The 21,985-nt window shown below is 75.3% G+C and carries 15 protein-coding genes; 10 read left to right on the forward strand and 5 right to left on the reverse strand.

The window, feature by feature from the left end:
- The first annotated feature begins 57 nt into the window (after positions 1–57).
- The gene (gene pcrA, locus ACWDCZ_RS28225) at positions 58–2,685 is read left to right on the forward strand and encodes a DNA helicase PcrA (RefSeq protein WP_049658374.1); all 2,628 of its coding nucleotides are present in this window, start codon (positions 58–60) and stop codon (positions 2,683–2,685) included.
- Between the two features lie 40 nt (positions 2,686–2,725).
- Here the strand turns inward: pcrA and ACWDCZ_RS28230 are convergent, their stop codons facing one another.
- Positions 2,726–3,517 (reverse strand): M23 family metallopeptidase, encoded by a 792-nt coding sequence (locus tag ACWDCZ_RS28230; protein WP_074003933.1) that lies wholly within the window; start codon positions 3,515–3,517, stop codon positions 2,726–2,728.
- Between the two features lie 347 nt (positions 3,518–3,864).
- Here ACWDCZ_RS28230 and ACWDCZ_RS28235 point away from each other — a divergent pair, with 347 nt between their 5' ends.
- Positions 3,865–4,269 (forward strand): cobalamin B12-binding domain-containing protein, encoded by a 405-nt coding sequence (locus ACWDCZ_RS28235; protein WP_049660544.1) that lies wholly within the window; start codon positions 3,865–3,867, stop codon positions 4,267–4,269.
- A gap of 112 nt (positions 4,270–4,381) precedes the next feature.
- Here ACWDCZ_RS28235 and ACWDCZ_RS28240 read toward each other — a convergent pair whose 3' ends face one another.
- Both ACWDCZ_RS28240 and ACWDCZ_RS28245 read right to left on the reverse strand, forming a co-directional pair.
- Positions 4,382–5,962, reverse strand: a complete 1,581-nt coding sequence (locus tag ACWDCZ_RS28240) for a DUF5691 domain-containing protein (RefSeq protein ID WP_449817295.1) — start codon at positions 5,960–5,962, stop codon at positions 4,382–4,384.
- Between the two features lie 235 nt (positions 5,963–6,197).
- Complete coding sequence (locus ACWDCZ_RS28245; RefSeq protein WP_117488193.1) at positions 6,198–7,493, reverse strand: SWIM zinc finger family protein; 1,296 nt, start codon at positions 7,491–7,493, stop codon at positions 6,198–6,200.
- Between the two features lie 179 nt (positions 7,494–7,672).
- On the opposite strand from ACWDCZ_RS28245, the gene ACWDCZ_RS28250 reads away from it, so the two are divergent.
- The 5 genes from ACWDCZ_RS28250 (at position 7,673) to sucD (ending at position 14,830) form a co-directional block, all read left to right on the forward strand.
- A complete protein-coding gene (locus ACWDCZ_RS28250) occupies positions 7,673–8,755 on the forward strand; it encodes an ATP-binding protein (RefSeq protein WP_049659200.1) in 1,083 nt (360 codons plus the stop codon).
- On the forward strand, positions 8,752–11,145 hold the full coding sequence (locus tag ACWDCZ_RS28255) for a DUF5682 family protein (protein WP_449817296.1): 2,394 nt from the start codon (positions 8,752–8,754) through the stop codon (positions 11,143–11,145). The genes ACWDCZ_RS28250 and ACWDCZ_RS28255 overlap by 4 nt, the downstream gene beginning before the upstream one ends.
- Before the next feature lie 119 nt (positions 11,146–11,264).
- Complete coding sequence (locus ACWDCZ_RS28260) at positions 11,265–12,446, forward strand: VWA domain-containing protein (protein ID WP_049659290.1); 1,182 nt, start codon at positions 11,265–11,267, stop codon at positions 12,444–12,446.
- A gap of 302 nt (positions 12,447–12,748) precedes the next feature.
- Positions 12,749–13,921 (forward strand): ADP-forming succinate--CoA ligase subunit beta, encoded by a 1,173-nt coding sequence (sucC, locus tag ACWDCZ_RS28265; RefSeq protein WP_049659288.1) that lies wholly within the window; start codon positions 12,749–12,751, stop codon positions 13,919–13,921.
- 18 nt (positions 13,922–13,939) lie between these two features.
- Positions 13,940–14,830, forward strand: a complete 891-nt coding sequence (gene sucD, locus ACWDCZ_RS28270; RefSeq protein ID WP_074003930.1) for a succinate--CoA ligase subunit alpha — start codon at positions 13,940–13,942, stop codon at positions 14,828–14,830.
- Positions 14,831–14,907: 77 nt separating this feature from the next.
- Here the strand turns inward: sucD and ACWDCZ_RS28275 are convergent, their stop codons facing one another.
- A complete protein-coding gene (locus ACWDCZ_RS28275; protein WP_449817297.1) occupies positions 14,908–16,977 on the reverse strand; it encodes a sigma factor-like helix-turn-helix DNA-binding protein in 2,070 nt (689 codons plus the stop codon).
- 132 nt (positions 16,978–17,109) lie between these two features.
- Between ACWDCZ_RS28275 and ACWDCZ_RS28280 the strand changes: the two genes are divergently transcribed.
- A complete protein-coding gene (locus ACWDCZ_RS28280; protein WP_449817298.1) occupies positions 17,110–18,585 on the forward strand; it encodes a cell division protein PerM in 1,476 nt (491 codons plus the stop codon).
- Positions 18,586–18,621: 36 nt separating this feature from the next.
- Here ACWDCZ_RS28280 and ACWDCZ_RS28285 read toward each other — a convergent pair whose 3' ends face one another.
- Positions 18,622–19,275: a hypothetical protein gene (locus ACWDCZ_RS28285; protein WP_074003927.1), complete on the reverse strand. Its 654-nt coding sequence runs from the start codon at positions 19,273–19,275 to the stop codon at positions 18,622–18,624.
- 392 nt (positions 19,276–19,667) lie between these two features.
- Between ACWDCZ_RS28285 and purN the strand changes: the two genes are divergently transcribed.
- Positions 19,668–20,327, forward strand: a complete 660-nt coding sequence (gene purN / locus ACWDCZ_RS28290) for a phosphoribosylglycinamide formyltransferase (protein ID WP_049654788.1) — start codon at positions 19,668–19,670, stop codon at positions 20,325–20,327.
- Positions 20,324–21,901 (forward strand): bifunctional phosphoribosylaminoimidazolecarboxamide formyltransferase/IMP cyclohydrolase, encoded by a 1,578-nt coding sequence (gene purH, locus ACWDCZ_RS28295; protein WP_074003926.1) that lies wholly within the window; start codon positions 20,324–20,326, stop codon positions 21,899–21,901. The genes purN and purH overlap by 4 nt, the downstream gene beginning before the upstream one ends.
- Positions 21,902–21,985 lie beyond the last annotated feature (84 nt).

A 21,985-nucleotide genomic window follows, 5' to 3' on the forward strand; every position in this document is an offset into this window, starting at 1 on the left:
CCCGGATCGTCCGGGGCGGGCGGGCTTGTCGGTGGGTGGCCATAGACTCGATGTGCCATGAGTAGCCTCTTTGACGACCTTCCGCTCCCCGGTTTCGAGGCACCCGCCGCCGGGTCGAAGCAGCCCGACGCGCCCGTCGACGCCATCGGTGAGGAGCCCCCGCCGTACGAGGAGGAGGCCCCGTACGACGCGTACGAGGAGGCCATCCCGGACGGCCTGTTCCAGACCGACCACGCCGCCGAGGCGGAGCGGGACGCCTGGTACCGCAACGGTGCCGCGCGGACGGTGGTGGACCCGGCGCAGCTGCTGGAGGGGATGAACGACCCGCAGCGCGAGGCGGTGCTGCACGCGGGCTCGCCGCTGCTGATCGTGGCCGGCGCCGGCTCGGGCAAGACCCGGGTGCTGACCCACCGGATCGCCCACCTGCTGGGCGCCCGCGGGGTGCAGCCGGGGGAGATCCTGGCGATCACCTTCACCAACAAGGCGGCCGGCGAGATGCGCGAGCGCGTCGAGGCGCTGGTCGGCCCGCGCGCCCGGGCGATGTGGGTCTCCACCTTCCACAGCGCCTGCGTGCGCATCCTGCGCCGCGAGTCCAAGCAGCTGGGCTTCACCTCCAGCTTCTCGATCTACGACTCGGCCGACTCGCAGCGGCTGATGTCGCTGGTCTGCCGCGACCTCGACCTGGACCCGAAGCAGTACCCGCCGAAGTCGTTCACGGCGAAGGTCAGCAACCTCAAGAACGAGCTGATCGACGAGGAGACCTTCGCCGACCAGGCCGCCAACCCGATGGAGAAGAAGCTCGCCGAGGCGTACGCGCTCTACCAGCGGCGGCTGCGCGAGGCCAACGCGCTGGACTTCGACGACATCATCATGACGACGGTGAACCTGCTGCAGGCCTTCCCCGACGTCGCCGAGCACTACCGGCGCCGGTTCCGGCACATCCTGGTCGACGAGTACCAGGACACCAACCACGCCCAGTACATGCTGGTCCGGGAGCTCAGCGGAGGATCCGTCGCCGCCGCGCCCAGGCGCACCGTGGACGGCGAGCTGGTGAATCCGGCGGCCGGGCGGCTGGCCGAGGTGCCGCCAGCCGAGCTGTGCGTGGTCGGTGACGCGGACCAGTCGATCTACGCCTTCCGCGGCGCGACCATCCGCAACATCCTCCAGTTCGAGGAGGACTACCCGAACGCGACCACGATCCTGCTGGAGCAGAACTACCGCTCCACCCAGACCATCCTGAGCGCCGCCAACGCCGTCATCGAGCGCAACGCCAACCGCCGCGAGAAGAAGCTGTGGACGGCCGGGGACCACGGCGAGAAGGTCGTCGGCTACGTCGCGGACGACGAGCACGGCGAGGCCCAGTTCATCGCCGACGAGATCGACCGGCTCACCGACAAGGGCGAGGCCAAGCCCGGCGACGTCGCGATCTTCTACCGGACCAACGCCCAGTCCCGCGTGTTCGAGGAGGTGTTCATCCGGGTCGGCCTGCCGTACAAGGTCGTCGGCGGGGTGCGCTTCTACGAGCGCAAGGAGGTCCGGGACGTCCTGGCGTACCTGCGGGTGCTCTCCAACCCGGAGGACACCGTGCCGCTGCGCCGGATCCTCAACGTGCCCAAGCGCGGCATCGGCGAGCGGGCCGAGGCGATGATCGACGCGCTGGCCTCGCGGGAGCGGATCTCCTTCGCCCAGGCTCTGGTGCGGGTCGACGAGGCGTACGGGATGGCCGCGCGCTCGGCCAACGCCGTCAAGAAGTTCAACACCCTGATGGCCGGACTGCGCCAGGTGGTCGAGTCGGGCGCGGGCCCGGCGGCGGTGCTGGAGGCCGTCCTGGAGGAGACCGGCTACCTGGCCGAGCTCCAGGCCTCCACCGACCCGCAGGACGAGACCCGGGTAGAGAACCTCCAGGAGCTCGCCTCCGTCGCCCTGGAGTACGAGCAGGACCCGGGCGAGCGGCCGGACGCCGACGAGGAGGGCACGCCGCCGGTCGGCTCGCTGGCCGACTTCCTGGAGCGGGTCGCGCTGGTCGCCGACTCGGACCAGATCCCGGACGACGACGAGGACGGGCAGGGCGTCATCACGATGATGACCCTGCACACCGCCAAGGGCCTGGAGTTCCCCGTCGTCTTCCTGACCGGCATGGAGGACGGGATCTTCCCGCACATGCGGGCGCTCAACCAGGTCAAGGAGCTGGAGGAGGAGCGCCGGCTCGCGTACGTCGGGCTCACCCGGGCCCGCGAGCGGCTGTACCTGACCCGCTCGGTGCTGCGCAGCGCCTGGGGGCAGCCGGCCTACAACCCGGCCTCGCGGTTTCTGGAGGAGATCCCGGAGACGCTGGTGGAGTGGAAGCGCACCGGGGCGGCCCAGGCGCCGGTCCAGCGCGGCTACTCCTCGGGCTCGTCCTGGGGCAAGTCCTCGTCCGGGGGCGGGAGTTCGCGTTCCTCCTCGTCGGCCGCGGCGGCCAAGCCGAAGGCCGGCTGGGGGCAGTCGGCGCGGCGCGGCGGCCAGCTGGTGGAGCGCGAGGCCGTCTCGCTCGCGGTCGGCGACCGGGTCACCCACGACAGCTTCGGGCTGGGCACGGTGGTGGCCGTCACGGGCGTCGGCGACCGGGCGCAGGCCACCGTCGACTTCGGCACCGACGGGCGCAAGCAGCTGCTGCTGCGCTACGCGCCGGTGGAGAAGCTCTGAGCGGTGGAGCAGCTCCGACCCGCGGAGCTGCTCCGACCCGCTAGCGCGGGTCCAGCCCGTTCGAGAGGAGCCAGGGCAGCGGGTCGATCGGCCCGTTGCCCTGCGGCCGGATCTCGAAGTGCAGGTGCGGGCCGGTGCTGTTGCCGCTGCTGCCGACGAAGGCGATCACGTCGCCCTGCTTCACCGGGCCCTTGCGCACCTTGTACGCCCGCAGGTGGCAGTACCAGGCCTCGGTGCCGTCGGGCATCTTGAGGATCGTCATGTAGCCGTAGAACGGGTTCCACTGGGTGCGGATCGTGCCGTCGGTCACGGCGTAGACCTCGGAGCCGCCGTCCACCGGGAAGTCGATGCCGGTGTGCCGGTTGGCCCAGTGGGTGCCGGCCTCGCCGAACAGTTCACCGAGGCCGTGCCGGGCGACCGGCATGACCACCGTGGGCTTCACCGGTTCGGGGGCGGGCTCGGCGGTGGGCTGCGCGGTGGGGGCCTCGGTGGGCTGGGCGCCGGCCAGCGGCTGGCGGGCGTCGCCGCGCGAGGCCTGGGCCGGTGCGCCGGCCGCGAGCGCCTGGGTCGCCGCGTGCGCGGCCGCGGTGTCCGGCGCCGTGGCCTGCGGCGTCCGTCCGGCGGCCTGGGCGCGCTGCTGGTCGGCCTCCCCCTGCACGGTGACCGCCGCGGCGGCGGCCACCCCGAGCGCGGCCACCGACGGCAGCGCGACCCGGAACAGGGCCGTCCGGGTGGCCGCCTTGGCGGCGCCGCGGCGCTGGGCACGGGACTGCTCGCGGGCGGCGAGGCGCAGCTCCGCGCGGGTCGGACGGGCGGCTGCATCGGGAGCCATCGGGGGCTGCCTCCTCGGTGGGCCTCGGGCGTCGTCGGACGAGGGGAGAACAGCCGTGACTGTAGTCCCAAGGGCAGCCGTGACTGTAGTCCCAAGGACGACGCCCCGGAAAAACCTCCGGATGTCAAGGGGTCGGCCGGGGGGTCTGTGCGGAGGTTGCGGGAAGGACGGGTATACCCGCTGGTAGCAAGGCCCGGAGCTGTGACTTTGCCCTCCTCTTCGGAGGCGGCGCGGTCAACCGTGCCGGGGGGCGCTAACCTCCCCTCAGGTTGGTTATCGACCGTTAACCGCGCCGGCGGCCCACGAGGCCCGGTCGGATGGTGGACGACGAGGTCCAGGAGGCAGTCATGAGTGTGTCGGGGCCGATCCGTGTGGTGGTCGCCAAGCCCGGGCTCGACGGTCACGACCGTGGTGCCAAGGTCATCGCGCGAGCCCTGCGCGACGCCGGTATGGAGGTCATCTACACCGGACTGCACCAGACGCCCGAGCAGGTCGTCGACACCGCGATCCAGGAGGACGCGGACGGCATCGGGCTGTCGATCCTCTCCGGTGCCCACATGACGCTGTGCGCCCGGGTGTTGGAGCTGCTGAAGGAGCGCGACGCGGAGGACATCAAGGTCTTCTGCGGGGGGATCATCCCGGACGAGGACATCGCCGAGCTCAAGGCGCTGGGCGTCGCGGACATCTTCACCCCGGGCACGCCGACCCGGGACGTGGTCGCCTGGGTCGAGTCGAACCTGCGGGCCGGCTGAGCCACGGCGCGTCGAGCGGGCCGGCCCTCCCGGGGGCCGGCCCGCTCCGTCGTCTCCGTCGTCTCCGTCGTCTCCGTCGTCTCCGGAGGCGTACCGCGGGCCCGGCTCGCCCTCAGCCCGCCAGCTCCGCGAGCATCGCCGCCCGGAAGCGCAGGGTGCCGGCCAGCCGGGAGAAGGTCTCGGACCACGCGGAGTCCGGGGCGGCCCCGGCGGCCAGCTCCTCCACCGCGGCGGCCGTCTCCGGGGCGAGCGCGCGCTCCGTCATCCCGAGCACCCCGCTGTGGCTCCACGGGTACGCCCCGGAGGCCGCCGCCCGGGCCAGGGCGGTCACCACGGCGGTGGACAGCGGCGGCGTCCACGGGGTGGCGCAGGCGCCGAGCAGCTGGAAGGCCTCGCCCAGCCCGTGCACCGTGATGAACGCGGCCGTCCAGACCGCCCGCTCCTCCGGCGGGAGGACGGCCAGCAGCTTGGCCGGGGCGCCGGTGGTGCGCAGCGCGCGGGTCCGGGCGCCGCGCCCGGACGGGACCGGGGCCGGGCCGAGCAGCGCCCGGGCCCAGTCGGCGTCCTGCTGGCGGACGGCGGCCCGCGCCCAGGCCTCCCGCAGGTCGTCGGCCCAGCTGCTGCTGGTCTCGTCGATGCTGTCGCCGACCCGCAGGGCGAGCAGCTGCCCGGGCGTCAGCCCGGTGCTCTCCGGCCACAGCGACAGCGGTGCGGCGGCCACCAACTCGCCGAACCACCAGGCCCGTTCACCGCGCCCGGTGGGCGACTTGGGGGCGATCCCGTCGCGCTGCATCTGCGCGTCGCACGCGGTGGGCGGGGTGACCAGCAGGTGCGTGCCGGTGTCGGCGAGCCGGACGGCGGCCCGCGCCCGCTCGGCCATCCGGCGGGCCAGCGCGGAGCCGGGCAGGGTGGAGAGCAGCTCGGCGGCGGTGGCCCGGACGTTCTTGCTGCGGTCGCCGAGGGCGGCCTCCAAGAACGGTTCGTCGGCGGGGGAGAGGCCGTCCTGGAGGGCGTCCAGGAAGAGCAGGCGGTCCTCGGCGCGCTCGGTGGACCAGGTGCCGCGCAGCAGCTCCAGGCCGGCCGCGGGATCGCGGCGGCGCAGCTGCGTGAGGTGGGTGACCCGTTCGGCGAACAGGCCCTCGTGCCAGAGCCGGTCGTCGGTGGGCCGCTGCGGCAGCTCGGGGGCGGTGGTGCGCAGCACGAACCGCCAGTCGGGGTTCTGCTCGGCCAGCCAGCGGCCCGGCGGACCGGCCAACGCCACGGCGTCGGCGCGCAGTTCGCTGCGGGCGCGGGCGGCGTCGAGCAGGCCGGGGATCAGCGCGGTGGGCGGGCGCAGGCCGCTCGCCCGGGCGGTGGCGAGCCACTGCGGCAGCAGCTCGGACAGGTTGGCCAGGGTGCCGCCGCCGGTGCGCCCCGAGAGCAGGACGGCCAGCCGGCGGGCGGCCGGCTCGGGCAGCTCCGGGCGGGCGTCCTCGGCCGCGGGCGGGCCGGGCGGCCCGTCGGCCGGTACGGGCAGCGCGCCGGCCCGGCGGCGGACGGCGGCCAGCGCGGCCAGCTCCAGCAGGGCGGTGGCCGGATCGCCCTGGTCCACGGCGTCGGCGAGCGGCAGGGCGGTGGCCGGGAGCGGACGGCGGTCGGTGCCGAGCAGGGCGCTGGTGTGCAGGGTCTCCCACGGGTCCTGGGTGATCGTCATTCCTGGTGCTCCTGGGCGTGTCTTGTGGGTTTTGTCGGATCAGGGCGCGGCGTTGGGGTGCGTGCATCGCAAGGCGGAGGAGGGAGCCACTGCGGTGGGGGCACCTCCCGGCCGAAGGCTGGGGGCCATTGGCGACCGACGACAACGCGGCGAGGTGCGTTTGTGCCCTGGGGGTACCTCCCGGCCGAAGGCTGGGGGAGCGTCGCGCGCCCGGCAGGGATCCACAAGACACGCCCTAAAGGTTGGTGAGGCCGACCGGGCGCTGGTCGGCGGCCCAGGCCGTGACCGGGGCGAAGCCCTGGTGGCCGTACTCGCCGAAGACCGTCAGCGGGCGGCCGGTGGAGACCGCGGCCAGCCGCCACAGCGCGGCCTCCGGGACGGCCGAGGCGCGGACCGGCACGGTGTGGTGGCCGTCCGTCAGGAACCAGCCGTCCGGGGTACGGACCGGGACGACGTCGCCGAGCACGGTGGGCCGGCTCTCCAGCCACGGGTCGTCGGCGACGGCGGTGCCGTAGCCGGCCACCGCCTCGGCGACGGTGAGCCCGGCGGGCGGGCCGGCGGGGCCCGGCTCGGGGGCGCCGTAGCGCTCGCGGAGGTCGGCGCGCAGCGGGTGGGCGGCGGGGAAGTAGGCGAGGTCGGCCTCGACCAGGCGGCCGGTGGGCAGGGCGAGGGCGGGGGCCTGGCCCTGGTGGCCGAAGGAGAGCAGCAGGGCCGGGCGGCCGGTCTTGGCACCGCGCAGCCAGACCCGGCGGGTGGTGAGCCGCTCGTCCGTGGTGTCCCGGGTGCCGAGGACCAGCCAGCGGTCGCGGACGGTGGGGCCGGCCGTGCCGGGGTCAGCGGGGAAGCCGACCCGGGTGCGGACGGTGGCGGCCAGTTCGGCCGGCAGTTCGTCCATCCGGGTGGCGGCGGTGGCGAGCAGGTGCAGCATGGCGTACTCCTCCAGCAGCCGCTCCTGCGGCAGCGCGTCCAGTTCGCGGACCCGGGCGGCCAGGCCGGGGGCCTGCGCGTCGACCATCCGGGCGGCGACCTCCTCCCAGGGGCCGGCGGTGGACTGGTCGGCCAGGCCGTGCCGGACCCGGTCGGCCAGCCGCAGCCGCAGCTCGGCGGCGCCGACCGCGACCTTGGCGCCGCGCTTCTCGAGCCGGCGCCGGGTGGCCTCCGGGTCCTCCTCCTTCTTCTCCGCGCGCTTCTCGGCGCGCTCCTGGCGGGAGGCGAGCCACTCGGAGACCCAGTCGGCGGGCTCGCCGGCCGGGACGGCCGCCGGGGTGCCGCTCCACAGCAGGAGGAGCCCGAGCGCGTGCTTGCACGGGAACTTCCGGCTGGGGCAGGTGCACTGGTAGGCGGGCGTGGCGAGTTCGATCGCGGTGCGGTACGGCGTGCGGCCGCTGCCCTTGCACTCGCCCCAGAGCGCGGTGCCGTCGGTGCCGGTGCCGGACCACGGCGCGGGCGCGGAGAGCTTCCCCGCGGCCTTCTGCGAGGCGGCGTCAGGTGCCAGGGACAGGACGTGTTCGGTGCTCCAGCGTTCCTCCATGCGACCGACCGTAGGCGGCGGCACTGACAGTGGCTGACGGCCCGTCCGCAGCCCCCGGCGGGTTGTCAGTGGCTCGGTGCAGGGTTGGTTCCACAGGCCGGGACGCCGACCTGGCTCCCCCCGATCACCACTCCGCCCGGGGCACCCGTGTGCCCGGCGGCCGACCCGAAGGAGCCCCCATGACCGACGTTCTGCGGCAGCACGCCGAGGACGCGTTCGCCGGTGAACTGGCCGCGCTGGCCGCGCAGGACGACCGTCCGCGCCCCGAGCGCTGGAAGCTCTCGCCGTGGGCCGTGGCGACGTACCTGCTCGGCGGCGAACTGCCCGACGGCACCCGGATCACCCCCAAGTACATCGGCCCGCGCCGGATCGTCGAGGTCGCCGTGACGACCCTGGCGACGGACCGGGCGCTGCTGCTGCTCGGCGTGCCGGGCACCGCGAAGACCTGGGTGTCCGAGCACCTGGCCGCGGCGATCAGCGGCGACTCCACGATGCTGGTGCAGGGCACGGCCGGCACCCCCGAGGAGGCCGTCCGCTACGGCTGGAACTACGCGCAGCTGCTCACCAACGGGCCCAGCCGGGACGCCCTGGTGCCCTCGCCGCTGATGCGGGCGATGGCCGACGGGAAGATCGCCCGGGTCGAGGAGCTCACCCGCATCCCGGCCGACGTGCAGGACAGTCTGATCACCATCCTGTCCGAGAAGACGCTCCCGATACCGGAGTTGGGCGCCGAGACGCAGGCCGTGCGCGGCTTCAACGTGATCGCCACCGCCAACGACCGCGACCGCGGCGTCAACGAGCTGTCCAGCGCGCTGCGCCGCCGTTTCAACACCGTGGTGCTGCCGCTGCCGGGCTCGCTGGACGAGGAGGTCGACATCGTCACCCGGCGGGTCGGCCAGCTCGGCCGCTCCCTGGACCTGCCCGAACTGCCCGGCGGCGCCGAGGAGATCAGGCGCGTGGTCACCGTCTTCCGCGAGCTGCGGGCCGGGATCACGGTGGACGGCCGGACGAAGGTCAAGACCCCGAGCGGCACCCTCTCCACCGCCGAGGCGATCTCGGTGGTGACCAACGGACTCGCGCTGGCCGCCCACTTCGGCGACGGCGTGCTGCGGGCCGGGGACGTGACGGCCGGCATCCTCGGCGCCGTCGTCCGCGACCCGGTGGCGGACCGGGCCGTCTGGCGCGAGTACGTCGAAGGAGTGGTGCGCGAGCGCGACGGCTGGAAGGACTTCTACCGCGCCGCCCGCGAGGTGACCGTATGACGAGCCCTGAGGTCGCCCTGCTGGGCATCCGCCACCACGGCCCCGGTTCGGCCCGGGCGGTGGCCGCCGCGCTGGCGCAGTGGCGGCCGGACGCGGTGCTGATCGAGGGCCCGCCGGAGGCCGACGCGATCGTCCACCTGGCGGCCGAGAAGGACCTGGTCCCGCCGGTGGCGCTGCTCGCCCACGCGGTGGACGACCCGGCGAAGGCCGCCTTCTGGCCGTACGCCGAGTTCTCCCCGGAGTGGGTGGCGATCCGGCACGCCGTGGACCACGACCTGCCGGTCCGCTTCATCGACCTGCCCGCCGCGTACGGCTTCGCGCCCGCCGAGCCCGTCGATCCCGCCGTTCCTGCCGAGGACGGTGAGGCCGGCGACGCCGAGGAGGACGACGCCGAGGAGGCCGGTGCCGACCCGGTCGCCGACCCGCTGGCGCTGCTCGCCGAGGCGGCCGGGCACGACGACGCCGAGCGCTGGTGGGAGGACGTGGTCGAGCACCGCGCGCCCGGCACCGACGCGCTGGCGCCGTTCGCCGCCGTCGCCGAGGCGATGGGCGCGCTGCGCGCCGAGGGCCTCGGCGAGTCCCGCCGGGACCAGCTGCGCGAGGCGTACATGCGCCAGCAGATCCGCGCCGCCCGGCGCGCCGGGCACCTGCGGATCGCCGTGGTCTGCGGCGCCTTCCACGTCCCCGCGCTGGAGCGGATGCCCACCGTCGCCCACGACCGGGCGCTGCTCGCCGGGCTGCCGAAGAAGGTGCGCACGGACATCACCTGGGTGCCGTGGACGCACCGCCGGCTCTCCCAGGCCACCGGCTACGGCGCGGGCGTGCAGTCGCCCGGCTGGTACCACCACCTGTTCACCACCGACGGGGACCCGGTGCCGCGCTGGCTCACCCGGGCCGCCGACCTGCTGCGCGCCGAGGACCACCCGGTCTCCTCCGCGCACGTGATCGAGGCGGTCCGGCTCGCCGAGACCCTGGCCGTGCTGCGCGGCCGCCCGCTCGCCGGGCTGACCGAGACCCTGGACGCCGTGCGCGCGGTGCTCTGCGAGGGCTCGGACGTCGCCCTGGAGCTGGTCCGGGACCGCCTGGTGGTCGGCGACGCGCTCGGCGAGGTCCCGGACGCCGCACCGGCGGTGCCGCTCCAGCGCGACCTCACCCGCTTGCAGCGCTCGCTGCGGCTCAAGCCCGAGGCCGCGCCGAAGGACGTCGACCTCGACCTGCGCAAGGAGACCGACGCGGCCCGCTCCCGGCTGCTGCACCGGCTGCGGCTGCTGGGCGTGGACTGGGGCGTGCCCGCGCGCTCCTCGGTGAACTCGACCGGGACGTTCCGGGAGAGCTGGCGGCTGTGCTGGCAGCCCGAGTTCGCGGTCCGGATCGCCGAGGCCGCCCAGTGGGGCACCACGGTCGAGGAGGCGGCGGCCAACAAGGCCGTCGGCACCGCCCGGGCCGCCGAGGAACTCGCCGAACTGACCGGCCTGGTGGAGACCTGCCTGCTGGCCGGGCTGTCCGGCGCCCTGCCCGCCGTGATGCGGGTGCTCGCCGACTGCGCGGCCCTGGACACCGACGTCGCGCACCTCGCGGGCGCGCTGCCCGCCCTGGTCCGGGCGCTGCGCTACGGCGACGTGCGCGGCACCGACCACGGCGCGCTGGCCGGGGCGGCCTCGGGCCTGGCCGAGCGGATCTGCGTCGGGCTGCCGCCCGCCTGCGTCGGCCTGGACGCCGAGGGCGCGGCGACGATGCGCGGCCGCCTCGACGAGGTGCACGGCGCGATCGGCCTGCTGGCCGCCGATCCGGGCACCGCCGCCGCCACCGCCGGCACCGTCTCCGACGCCGTGCCGGAGCCCGACGGCCTGGCCGGCCTGGCCGACCGCTGGGCCGCCGCCCTGGGCTCGCTGGCCCGCCGCGAGCCGGCCGGCGGACCGGCCACCGGAGCCCCCGGGCTGCTGCGCGGCCGGGCCGTGCGACTGCTGCTGGACGACGGCCGGCTCGACTCCGAGGAGGCCGGCCGCCGGCTCCGACTGGTGCTCTCCGTCGCCAACGCCCCGGCGGACGCGGCCGGTTGGGTCGAGGGCTTCCTGACCGGCGGCGGCGCCCTGCTGCTGCACGACCCGCGGCTGCTCGCCCTGCTGGACGAGTGGCTGACCGGGGTGGGCGACGAGGTCTTCACCGACGTCCTGCCGCTGCTGCGCCGCACCTTCGCCGCCCTGGAGGCGGGTGTGCGCACCACCATCGGCGGCCGGGTCGCGGCCGGCCCGCTCGACGAGCTCCCGGCCGTCCGGGCCGAGGCCGGCGAGCTGGACCGGGCCCGCGCCGACGCCGCCGTCCCCGTGGTGGCCCTGCTGCTCGGGATCCGTCCGACGATCCCCCGGCAGGCCGCCGGCCGGGACACCTGACCCCCGGCCCACGACCCTCGGACCCGGCCCGTGCGCCCCACCCGTGACACCCGACACCCAAGACACCCGACACCCACGACACCCGACCCATGACGCCCGACCCGGCGAAGGAGGACGAGATGGCAGCGCCCACGACCGACGAACGGCTGCGCCGCTGGCGGCTGGTGCTCGGCGGTGAGGCCGACGGCACCGGCTGCACCCTGCGCGGCCGCGACGCCGCGATGGACGGCGCCCTCGGCGCGCTCTACCGCGGCGCCCCCGAGGAGGGCGCCCGGGCCGCCCGCGGCGGCCGCCGCAGTGCCGGGCTGGGCGGCTCGGCCCCGCAGGTGGCCCGCTGGCTGGGCGACATCCGCACGTACTTCCCGTCCACCGTCGTGCAGCTGATGCAGCAGGACGCGATCTCCCGGCTCGGCCTGGACCGGCTGCTGCTGGAGCCGGAGATGCTGGAGGCCGTCGAGCCGGACGTGCACCTGGTCGGCACCCTGCTGTCGCTCAAGCACGCGCTGCCCGAGACCACCCGGGAGACGGCCCGGGCGGTGGTCGGCAAGGTGGTCGCCGACCTGGAGCGCCGGCTCGCCGACCGCACCCGGGCCACCCTCGGCGGCGCCCTCGACCGCAGCGCCAAGGTCAACCGGCCCCGCCACCGCGACATCGACTGGGACCGCACGATCCGGGCCAACCTGAAGAACTACCTGCCCGAGCACGGCACCGTCGTCCCCGAGCGGCTGGTCGGCTACGCCCGCGCCCAGCGCGCCGTGAAGAAGGACGTCATCCTCTGCGTCGACCAGTCCGGCTCGATGGCGCCCTCGGTCGTCCACTCGGCGGTCTTCGGCGCGGTGCTCTCCTCGATGCGCACCCTGGACACCCGCCTGGTCGTCTTCGACACCTCGGTGGTCGACCTCACCGAGCAGCTCACCGACCCGGTCGACGTCCTGTTCGCCACCCAGCTCGGCGGCGGCACCGACATCAACCGCGCGCTCGCCTACTGCCAGTCGAGGATCACCCGGCCCTCCGAGACCGTCGTGGTGCTGATCAGCGACCTGTACGAGGGCGGCATCCGGGACGGCATGCTCAAGCGGGTCGCCGCGATGAAGGCGGCCGGCGTCCAGTTCATCGCCCTGCTGGCGCTCTCCGACGAGGGGGCCCCGGCGTACGACCACGCGCACGCCGCCGCCCTGGCCTCGCTCGGCGCCCCGGCCTTCGCCTGCACCCCGGACGCGTTCCCGGAGATCATGGCGGCGGCCATCGAGAAGCGCCCGATCCCGCGGGGCCTGATCAGGGGGGCCGACCAGGGGGCGTGAGGAATTCACCCGGACGCGCTAATCCGCGTGATCGGCGGACCGGCCGTCCACCCCGTCCCGCCGGGCTGTTTGTGACGGTTCTCACCCGGGGTGGACAGGCCCCGGGCGGAACTGCCCGGCCCTGCGGGGATAACCTGCCAGACGGACGTGACGCGCGTGTTGATTGACGTGAGCGCCCGTGGCTGTGTGGGCCGCAAGGCCGTACCTCTGCGTACCCGCACCGCCCCGACGACCCGCAGCGAAGATCCTGCCGTGGCACGCTCGTAGAGACACAATCCGCGACCACGAACAAGGACAAACACGTGGACCTGTTCGAGTACCAGGCGAGGGACCTCTTCGCCAAGCACGGTGTGCCCGTGCTTGACGGCGATGTCATCGAGACCGCCGCAGACGCTGCCGCCATCGCGGAGCGCTTCGGCGGCCGCGCCGTCGTCAAGGCTCAGGTGAAGGTGGGCGGCCGAGGCAAGGCCGGCGGCGTCAAGCTCGCCGCCGACCCGGCGGACGCCGTCGCCAAGGCCGAGCAGATCCTCGGCATGGACATCAAGGGCCACACCGTTCACAAGGTGATGCTGGCCCAGACCGCGGACATCAAGGACGAGTACTACGTCTCGTTCCTGCTGGACCGCACCAACCGCACCTTCCTGGCCATGGCCAGCGTCGAGGGCGGTGTGGAGATCGAGGTCGTCGCCGAGCAGAACCCCGAGGCGCTCGCCAAGATCCCGGTCGACGCCAACGAGGGCTGCACCCCGGAGAAGGCCGCCGAGATCGTCGCCGCGGCGAAGTTCCCGGCCGAGGTCGCCGACCAGGTCGCCGAGGTCCTGCAGAAGCTGTGGACCGTCTTCATCAAGGAGGACGCCCTCCTCGTCGAGGTCAACCCGCTGATCAAGTCCGGTGACGGCAAGATCATCGCGCTCGACGGCAAGGTCTCCCTGGACGAGAACGCCGAGTTCCGCCAGCCCGAGCACGAGGCCCTGGAGGACAAGGCCGCGGCCAACCCGCTGGAGGCCGCCGCCAAGGCCAAGGGCCTGAACTACGTCAAGCTCGACGGCCAGGTCGGCATCATCGGCAACGGCGCGGGCCTCGTCATGAGCACCCTCGACGTGGTCGCCTACGCCGGTGAGAACCACGGCGGCGTCAAGCCCGCCAACTTCCTCGACATCGGTGGCGGCGCGTCCGCCGAGGTGATGGCGAACGGCCTGGAGATCATCCTGGGCGACCCCGACGTCAAGTCGGTCTTCGTCAACGTCTTCGGCGGCATCACCGCGTGCGACGCGGTCGCCAACGGCATCGTGCAGGCCCTGGCGCTCCTGGAGAGCAAGGGCGAGAACGTCTCCAAGCCGCTGGTCGTCCGCCTGGACGGCAACAACGCGGAGCTGGGTCGCAAGATCCTCGACGACGCCAACCACCCGCTGGTGCAGCGCGTGGACACCATGGACGGCGCCGCTGACCGCGCCGCCGAGCTGGCCAACAAGTAAGGAAGGGGACTTAACACCATGGCTATCTTCCTTACCAAGGACAGCAAGGTCATCGTCCAGGGCATGACCGGCGCCGAGGGCATGAAGCACACCCGCCGCATGCTCGCCTCCGGCACCCAGATCGTCGGCGGCGTCAACCCGCGCAAGGCCGGTACCACGGTCGACGTCGACGGCACCGAGATCCCGGTCTTCGGCACCGTCGCCGAGGCCATGGAGAAGACCGGCGCCGACGTCACGGTCCTCTTCGTCCCGCCGGCCTTCACCAAGGCCGCCGCGATCGAGGCCATCGACGCCGAGATCGGCCTGGCCATCGTCATCACCGAGGGCGTCCCGGTGCACGACACCGCCGCCTTCTGGGCGCACGCCGGTGCCAAGGGCAACAAGACCCGCATCATCGGCCCGAACTGCCCGGGTCTGATCAGCCCCGGACAGTCGAACGCCGGCATCATCCCGGCCGACATCACCAGCTCCGGCAAGATCGGCCTGGTCTCGAAGTCCGGCACCCTGACCTACCAGCTCATGTACGAGCTGCGGGACATCGGCTTCACCTCGGCCGTGGGCATCGGTGGCGACCCGGTCATCGGCACCACCCACATCGACGCGCTCAAGGCCTTCCAGGAGGACCCGGAGACCGAGCTCATCGTCATGATCGGTGAGATCGGTGGCGACGCCGAGGAGCGTGCCGCGGCCTTCATCGCCGAGCACGTCACCAAGCCGGTCGTCGGCTACGTCGCCGGCTTCACCGCCCCCGAGGGCAAGACCATGGGCCACGCCGGCGCCATCGTCTCCGGCTCCTCGGGCACCGCCCAGGCGAAGAAGGAGGCCCTCGAGGCCGCCGGTGTCAAGGTCGGCAAGACGCCGTCCGAGACCGCCCGCCTGGCCCGCGAGATCATCGCCGCCCAGGGCTGATCCCGCCCCGCGCGTGACGAGCGCCCCCGCCCTCACCGGGCGGGGGCGCTCGCCATTTCCGGCGCGCCCCCGGTCGCTCAGCGCTCCCTCGGCCCCGTGGTGCAGGGCAGCGGCGACCACAGCGGACAGGCCACCGGGCCCTGCGGCGGGGGAGCGGCGCCCCGGGCCGCCGCCGGCAGCTCCCAGCGCGCGGCCGCCTGCGGCCGCGGATCCACCAGGACGGCCTCCAGTCCGGGCGTCGGGCTGCACCAGATGCTGGTGATGCCGTTCGGCGTCCCGCCGGGCAGCAGCGGCACACCCGGCCCCGCCGCGTTCGCCGCGTCCGCCGAGTCCGCTGCCTCCGACCCGGGGGCGGGCGGAGCGGCGGGCAGACAGGCCGCGGGCGTCGGTGGGGCGGACGGCCGGAACAGCCCCGCCGGGCGAACCCCCGCCAGGGTCGCCAGCACCGCCCCGCCCACCGCGAGCGTCAGCAGCGCCGCCGCACCCGTCCGGCTCGCCGTCCAGAGCCGGTGCCGGGCCCGCAGCACCGCCACCGGCGCACGGTGCGGCTCCGGGCAGCCGCGTACCGCCGCCCGGTGCAGCAGCCCGCTCAGCCCGTCGGCGAAGCCCGGCTCCGCCGGATCCGGCCCGACCAGCTCCGGCACCCACTGCGCCAGCGCCGCCCGCGCCGCCCACACCCGCCCCTCGGCCGCCGCCTGGGTGGACTCCACCTCCACCGCGACCGCCGCCGCCGGGAACCCCAGGCCGTCGTGCAGCACCAGCGCCCGGCGCTGGGGACGGGACAGCCGCTTCAGCGCCTTCAGCAGCGCCCGGTCCCGGTCGGTCAGCCGGTCGTGGTCCGGCAGCACCGCCTGCGACTCGTCGGCCGGCCGCACCCTGATCCGCCGGTGCGGCAGCCCCCAGGCGTGCGACCGCCGGGGCCCGCCCCGGTGCCACGGGGACAGCGCCAGCTCGCAGGCGCGCACCCGCACCCACCCCTCCGGGTTCCCCGAAGCGGTGACCGCGCCCCAGCTCCGGCGCGCCTCCCCGAACGCCCGCCGGACGCAGTGCACCGCCCGGTGCCGGCAGGCGGTCAGCAGGAACACCTGCTGCACCAGCCGGGTGTGGACGGTTTCGTAGAGCTCCTCGAAGGTGACCGCCGGGGCCTCCGCGTCGAGGTCGTCCTCCGCGCTCGAGGGCGCGGCGGCGGCCAGCGCCGCCCGGCCGGGGCTGACGGGGCCGCGCCCAACGGGGGCGGCGTGCTCCTTCGGTGCCTGCCCGGGGTCGGCGGACGCGCGCTCCACGGGGTCGGGTGCCGACTGCCCTCCGTCGGCATCCTGCGCGGCCGGGGCCCGGTACGGAGCGCCGCCGCGGCCGTCCGCGTCCGGGGCGGCCGTCGGCGCGTGGCCGGGGTCCGTGGACGGGGAGTTCTCCGTCCGGTCTTGTCCGGTGCCGGGGGCGTCAGCGTGCCGACCGGGATCGGCAGGGGGCGCCGACCCGTCTCCGCCGCCGGGTGGGCCGGGGTCGGCAGGGGCCGTCGGCCCGTGGTCCGCGGCGGCGCCTCCGGTCGGGAGCGCGGGCGTGCACGCCCCCTGCGCGCGCCCGGGGGTGGCGCCCCTTGTGGAGGCCTGGCGCGGATCCTCGGCCGGAGCCCCGGGGCTCACGCCGCCGTCCACGCCCCGCGTCGGCCGGGCCGTCCGCGCGCGCTCGTCGGCGGCGGCCCGCAGGGTGTCGCCGGAGGGTGCCGGGGCGGGCTTCCCGCTCCGGGTGCGGCGCCGCTTCCCGGTCGCCTCCCCGCCTGCCCCCGCCTCTGCCCCCGCTCCGGGGCCGGCAGCGGCCGGGTCCAGGCCGGCGGGGTTCGCCGGGCGCCCGGTCGGGCCGGGGTCCGGGGGGTGCGGCAGCGCGCCCGCCAGCAGGGCGAAGGCCTCCGCCTCGGTGCGGGTGCCGAGCTTGCGCAGGGCGCGCTGGAGATAGCTGCGGGCGGTGTTCGGGGTGACCCCGAGGGCGGCGGCGGTGCGGGGGAGGTCGTGGCCGGCCGCGAGGTGGGCCAGGGTCTGGGCCTCACGGGGGGTCAGTTTCCGCAGCAGGCGGCCCGCGTCGGTCCCGGCATGGTCGGGCTTGCGGTGGCGCTCCGGGGTGGGGGAGTCGGCGGTGGGTGGCGTGGTCATCAGACGCTCCGGGCCGGGGCGCCGGCGGCTTGGGGGCAGGGTCTGAAAATGCGCATAAGCCAATAATCTGGGACACGGCGGCGGTTTGGCGCTTCACGGAGCATGGCGAGTCGCCTTGGCACCATGTGGCCCATGACGCAGCTGATGGGTCGTCCGATCCTGGAACCGCCCGGCGTGTTGGGCGGACGCCCCGCGCTGGCCGACCTGTTGGCGGGAGTGCGGACGGCGCTGGTCGGCCTGGCGGCGGTCGGGCTGCCGGTGCTCGGGCTCTGGGTCGCGACGCCGTACGCGGACGACGGCGCGGCCGCTGTCACCCGGTTGGCGGGGGTGCTCTGGCTGCTCGGGCACGGGGCGCCGCTGCTGCGCGGGCCGACGGACGCCCCGCTGACCGTCACTCCGCTGCTGCTCGGCGTCCTGGCCGTGGTCCGGCTCCACCGGGCGGCCGCCGGGGTGGCGGCGCGGCGCGGGCCGCGCCCGCGCTGGGGCGGCCCGGCGGCGGTGTGGGCCGGGTACTGCGCGGTGGCCGTGGGGGTGGCGCTGCACTGCGCGGGCGACGGGCTGTTCCGCAGCCGGGTGCTGCTGGACGTCCTGGTGGTGGCGTCGGTCGCGGGCCTGGCGACGGCCGCCGGGGCCCGCTCGGTGACCGCCCTCGACGTGCCGGCCGACTCCCCGCTGGACCTCCTCCCGCCCCCGTACCGCCCGGTCGACGGCGCGCCGGTGGTCCGGGCCGCGGCGCTGGCGGCCGGGGCCGGGCTGGTCGCGGCGGGCGGCCTGCTGGTGGTGTGCTCGGCGGTGCTGGACGCGGTGGCCGGTGGCGGGCGCGGGATGGCGCTGCTGGGGAGCGGGCCCGTCGCGGTGGTGGGGCTGCTGCTGCTCGCGCTGGTGCTGCTGCCGAACGCGGTGCTGTGGGGCGCGGCGTACGCGCTGGGTCCGGGCTTCGCGGTGGGCGCGGGGACGGTGGTGTCGCCGGTCGGTACGGCGCTGGGCCCGGTGCCGGAGTTCCCGCTGTTCGCCCTGCTGCCGGCGGACGGGCCGGGTGGCTGGCGGCTCGCGGTGTCGGTGCTGCCGCTGCTGGCCGGGGTGGTGCCGGCGGTGCTGCTGGGCCGGGCGGCGGCGGGCCGGCGGCTGCCGGGCGCCGGGTCGGGGGAGCGGCCCGAGCCCTGGCCGCCGGCCGCGACGGCGGTGGCCGCGCTGGCGGCGGCGCTGTCGGTCGGGGCCGGGGCGGCGGTGCTGGGCTGGCTCTCCGGCGGGGCGCTGGCGGGGGAGCGGCTGGCCTGGGTGGGGCCGGTGCCGTGGACGGGCCCGGCGGCGGCGGGCTGGATCGCGCTGGTCGCCGTCCCGGGGGCGCTGCTGGTCCGGTACCGCACGCTGGGCCCGGCGGACGGCGGGGGCGTGTACGCCCGGCTCGTGCGGCAGGCCCGCCGGGGCGCACTGGAACTGCGCGCCGGTACGTACGCCCTGGTGCTGCGGCTCTCCGGACCGGGCGTCGGGACCGCCGACGAACCGGGCCCCGAGGACCGGGACCCGGCCGGCCCTGAGGATCAGACCGCCCGCACGGATCAGGCCGTCCGCACGGATCAGGCCGCCCGCGCGGACCGGACCGAATGAGCCGCCCGGGAGACCCGACCGGTCCCGGAGGCCCGGCTACTCGGCGTTCCCGGTGAAGTCCACGTACCACTGCGGCGCGTACCGGTCGCAGTTCTGGGCGCCGACGGAGGTCAGCGAGTCCTGGACGCAGGTGACGTACTCGCGGTAGTGGTACCCGAGGCCGATCACCGAGGTGGCGACCACGATGGTCATCGCGCCGGTCAGGATCCCGGCGAGCGCGGCCGGGGTGAGCGGGTTCGACGCGGGGGCGACGGGGTACGGGCCGCCCGGCCCGGCGAGCGCGCCGGCGGCCGGGGCGGGCCGCCGGGCCCGCAGCGCGCCGACGCCCCAGACGATGCCGAGCGCCCCGGCCAGCAGGGCGATCCAGTGGAACCCCGTGAACAGGCAGACCAGCGCGAACGGTCCGGCCAGCGCGGCGTTGCGGGCCTTGCGGTGGGCCGGGTCCGCGGGGTCGAGCCGGGGCGGCTGCGGGGCCGGCGGCCGCTGGCCGGGGCGGCCGTCGCCGCCGGGGCCCCACGGCGGCGGAAGCTGCGGGCGTCCGCCGTCCTCGCCGCCGGGGCCTGCCGGTCCGCCGGAGCCGTCCTGGCCCCCGCCGGCCCAGGGGCTGCGCGGCTGCCACGGCTGGTCCGGGGTATCCGCCGGCGGCGGCGCGAAGGGGTTGCGCTCGCCGGTGTCGTCGCCGCTGCTCATGGGTTCAGCCATTCCTTCTCGGTCGGGGCTCGTTCGGAGGTTCTCGGGTCGGAGCGGTCTTCCGCGCCCCAATGATCCCGCAGGCCGATCCGGCGGCCGTCCGTTGGGCCGCCCGCTGCCCGTCGGCGGGCCGGTGCGGGCCGGGGCAACTCCGGTGCGGCGGGCCGGAGGAGATCCCCGTCTCAACTACGCGCGTAGCGCCGCCGGGAGGGTGCGGAGGCCGTCCGACCAGCCGTTATCGTGGTGACGGTCAGCAGCCCACAGAGGTTCCCCCGGGCCCGCGTCGCGGCGGGTTTCCCCGGAGTTCCCCCTCGCTCGACCTGCCGTTCGTAGTGGCCCCACCGCCGGTGGACGTACCAGCGGACGGCGCCCGACCTACGGAGAAACGCGCAGTGGCCGCCGCCCCCGCCCAGCACTTCCCGCCCCGTACGCCCGGACCGGCCCGCCTGGTCGTGCTGGTCTCCGGCTCCGGCACCAACCTGCAGGCGCTGATCGAGGCCGCCGCCGATCCGGCGTACGGCGCCGAGATCCTCGCCGTCGGTGCGGACCGGGACGGGATCGCCGGTCTGGAGCGGGCGGAGAAGGCGGGCCTGCCGACCTTCGTCCACCGGGTGAAGGACCACCCGGACCGGGCCGCCTGGGACCGCGCGCTGACCGCCTCCGTCGCCGAGTACCAGCCGGACCTGGTGGTCACGGCCGGTTTCATGAAGATCCTCGGCCCCGAGTTCATCGCCGCCTTCACCGGGCGGATCGTCAACACCCACCCCGCACTGCTGCCCGCCTTCCCCGGCGCCCACGGCGTCACCGACGCGCTCGCGTACGGGGTGAAGGTCACCGGCTGCACCGTCCACCTGGTCGACTCCGGCGTGGACACCGGGCCGATCATCGCGCAGGGCGTCGTCGAGGTCGTCGACGCCGACCACGCCGATGGCGGCGAAGCGCTGCACGAGCGCATCAAGACTGTCGAGCGCAAGCTGCTCGTCGACATCGTGGGCCGGCTGGCCCGCGAGGGTCACCGCATCGAGGACCGAAAGGTATGGATTCCGGCATGAGTGCCAGCTCCACCACCACGCCCGTTTCGGAGAACGTTCGTCCGATCCGTCGCGCGCTGATCAGCGTGTACGACAAGACCGGTCTGGAGGAGCTGGCCCAGGGCCTGCACGCCGCCGGGGTCGCCATCGTCTCCACCGGCTCCACCGCCGGCCGGATCGCCGCCGCCGGCGTCCCGGTGACCGAGGTCTCCGAGCTGACCGGCTTCCCGGAGTGCCTGGACGGGCGTGTGAAGACGCTGCACCCCCGCGTGCACGCCGGCGTGCTGGCCGACCTGCGACTGGAGTCGCACCGCGCCCAGCTGGCCGAGCTCGGCGTCGAGCCCTTCGACCTGGTCGTGGTGAACCTCTACCCGTTCAAGGCCACCGTCGCCTCCGGCGCCACCCCGGACGAGTGCGTCGAGCAGATCGACATCGGCGGCCCGAGCATGGTGCGCGCCGCCGCCAAGAACCACCCCTCGGTGGCCGTGGTGGTCGACCCGGCCCGCTACGGCGACGTGCTGAAGGCCGCCCAGGAGGGCGGCTTCGACCTGGCCACCCGCAAGCGCCTGGCCGGTGCCGCGTTCGCCCACACCGCCGCCTACGACGTGGCCGTCGCCTCCTGGTTCGAGGCCGGCTACGCGCCCAGCGACGAGCGCTTCCCCGAGTTCCTCGGCGCCACCTGGGAGCGCCAGAACGTGCTGCGCTACGGCGAGAACCCGCACCAGGGCGCCGCGCTGTACAGCGACGGCACCGGCGGCCTGGCCGGCGCGCAGCAGCTGCACGGCAAGGAGATGTCGTACAACAACTACGTCGACACCGACGCCGCCCGCCGCGCCGCCTACGACCACGCCGAGCCGGCCGTCGCGATCATCAAGCACGCCAACCCGTGCGGCATCGCGACCGGCGCCGACGTCGCCGAGGCGCACCGCAAGGCCCACGAGTGCGACCCGGTCTCCGCGTACGGCGGCGTGATCGCCGTCAACCGCCCGGTCACCGTGGCGCTGGCCGAGCAGATCGCCCCGATCTTCACCGAGGTCGTCGTGGCCCCCGGCTACGAGGAGGGCGCCCTGGAGGTGCTCACCCGCAAGAAGAACCTGCGGGTGCTGCTCGCCCCCGAGGCCCCGGCCAACCGCCAGGAGGTGCGCCCGGTCTCCGGCGGCGTGCTGCTCCAGGACGCCGACCGGGTGCACGCCGAGGGCGACGACCCGGCGAACTGGACCCTCGCCACCGGCGAGGCGCTGACCGCGGCCGAGCTGGCCGAGCTGGCCTTCGCCTGGCGGGCCTGCCGGGCCGTCAAGTCCAACGCGATCCTGCTGGCCAAGGACGGCGCCTCGGTCGGCGTCGGCATGGGCCAGGTCAACCGGGTGGACTCCTGCAAGCTCGCGGTCGAGCGGGCCGGCGAGCGCGCCAAGGGCGCCTACGCGGCCTCGGACGCCTTCTTCCCGTTCGCGGACGGTCCGGCGATCCTGATCGCGGCCGGCGTCAAGGCGATCGTCCAGCCCGGTGGCTCGATCCGTGACGAGGAGGTCGTCGCGGCGGCCGCCGAGGCCGGCGTGACCATGTACTTCACCGGCGCGCGGCACTTCTTCCACTGATCCCGCCGCCGGCGTGACGGCGTGGCGGAACGACAGAGCGGCCCGGCCCCCTCCGAGGAGGGAGCCGGGCCGCTCCGGCGTGGT

The organism is Kitasatospora sp. NPDC001225 (assembly GCF_053597855.1).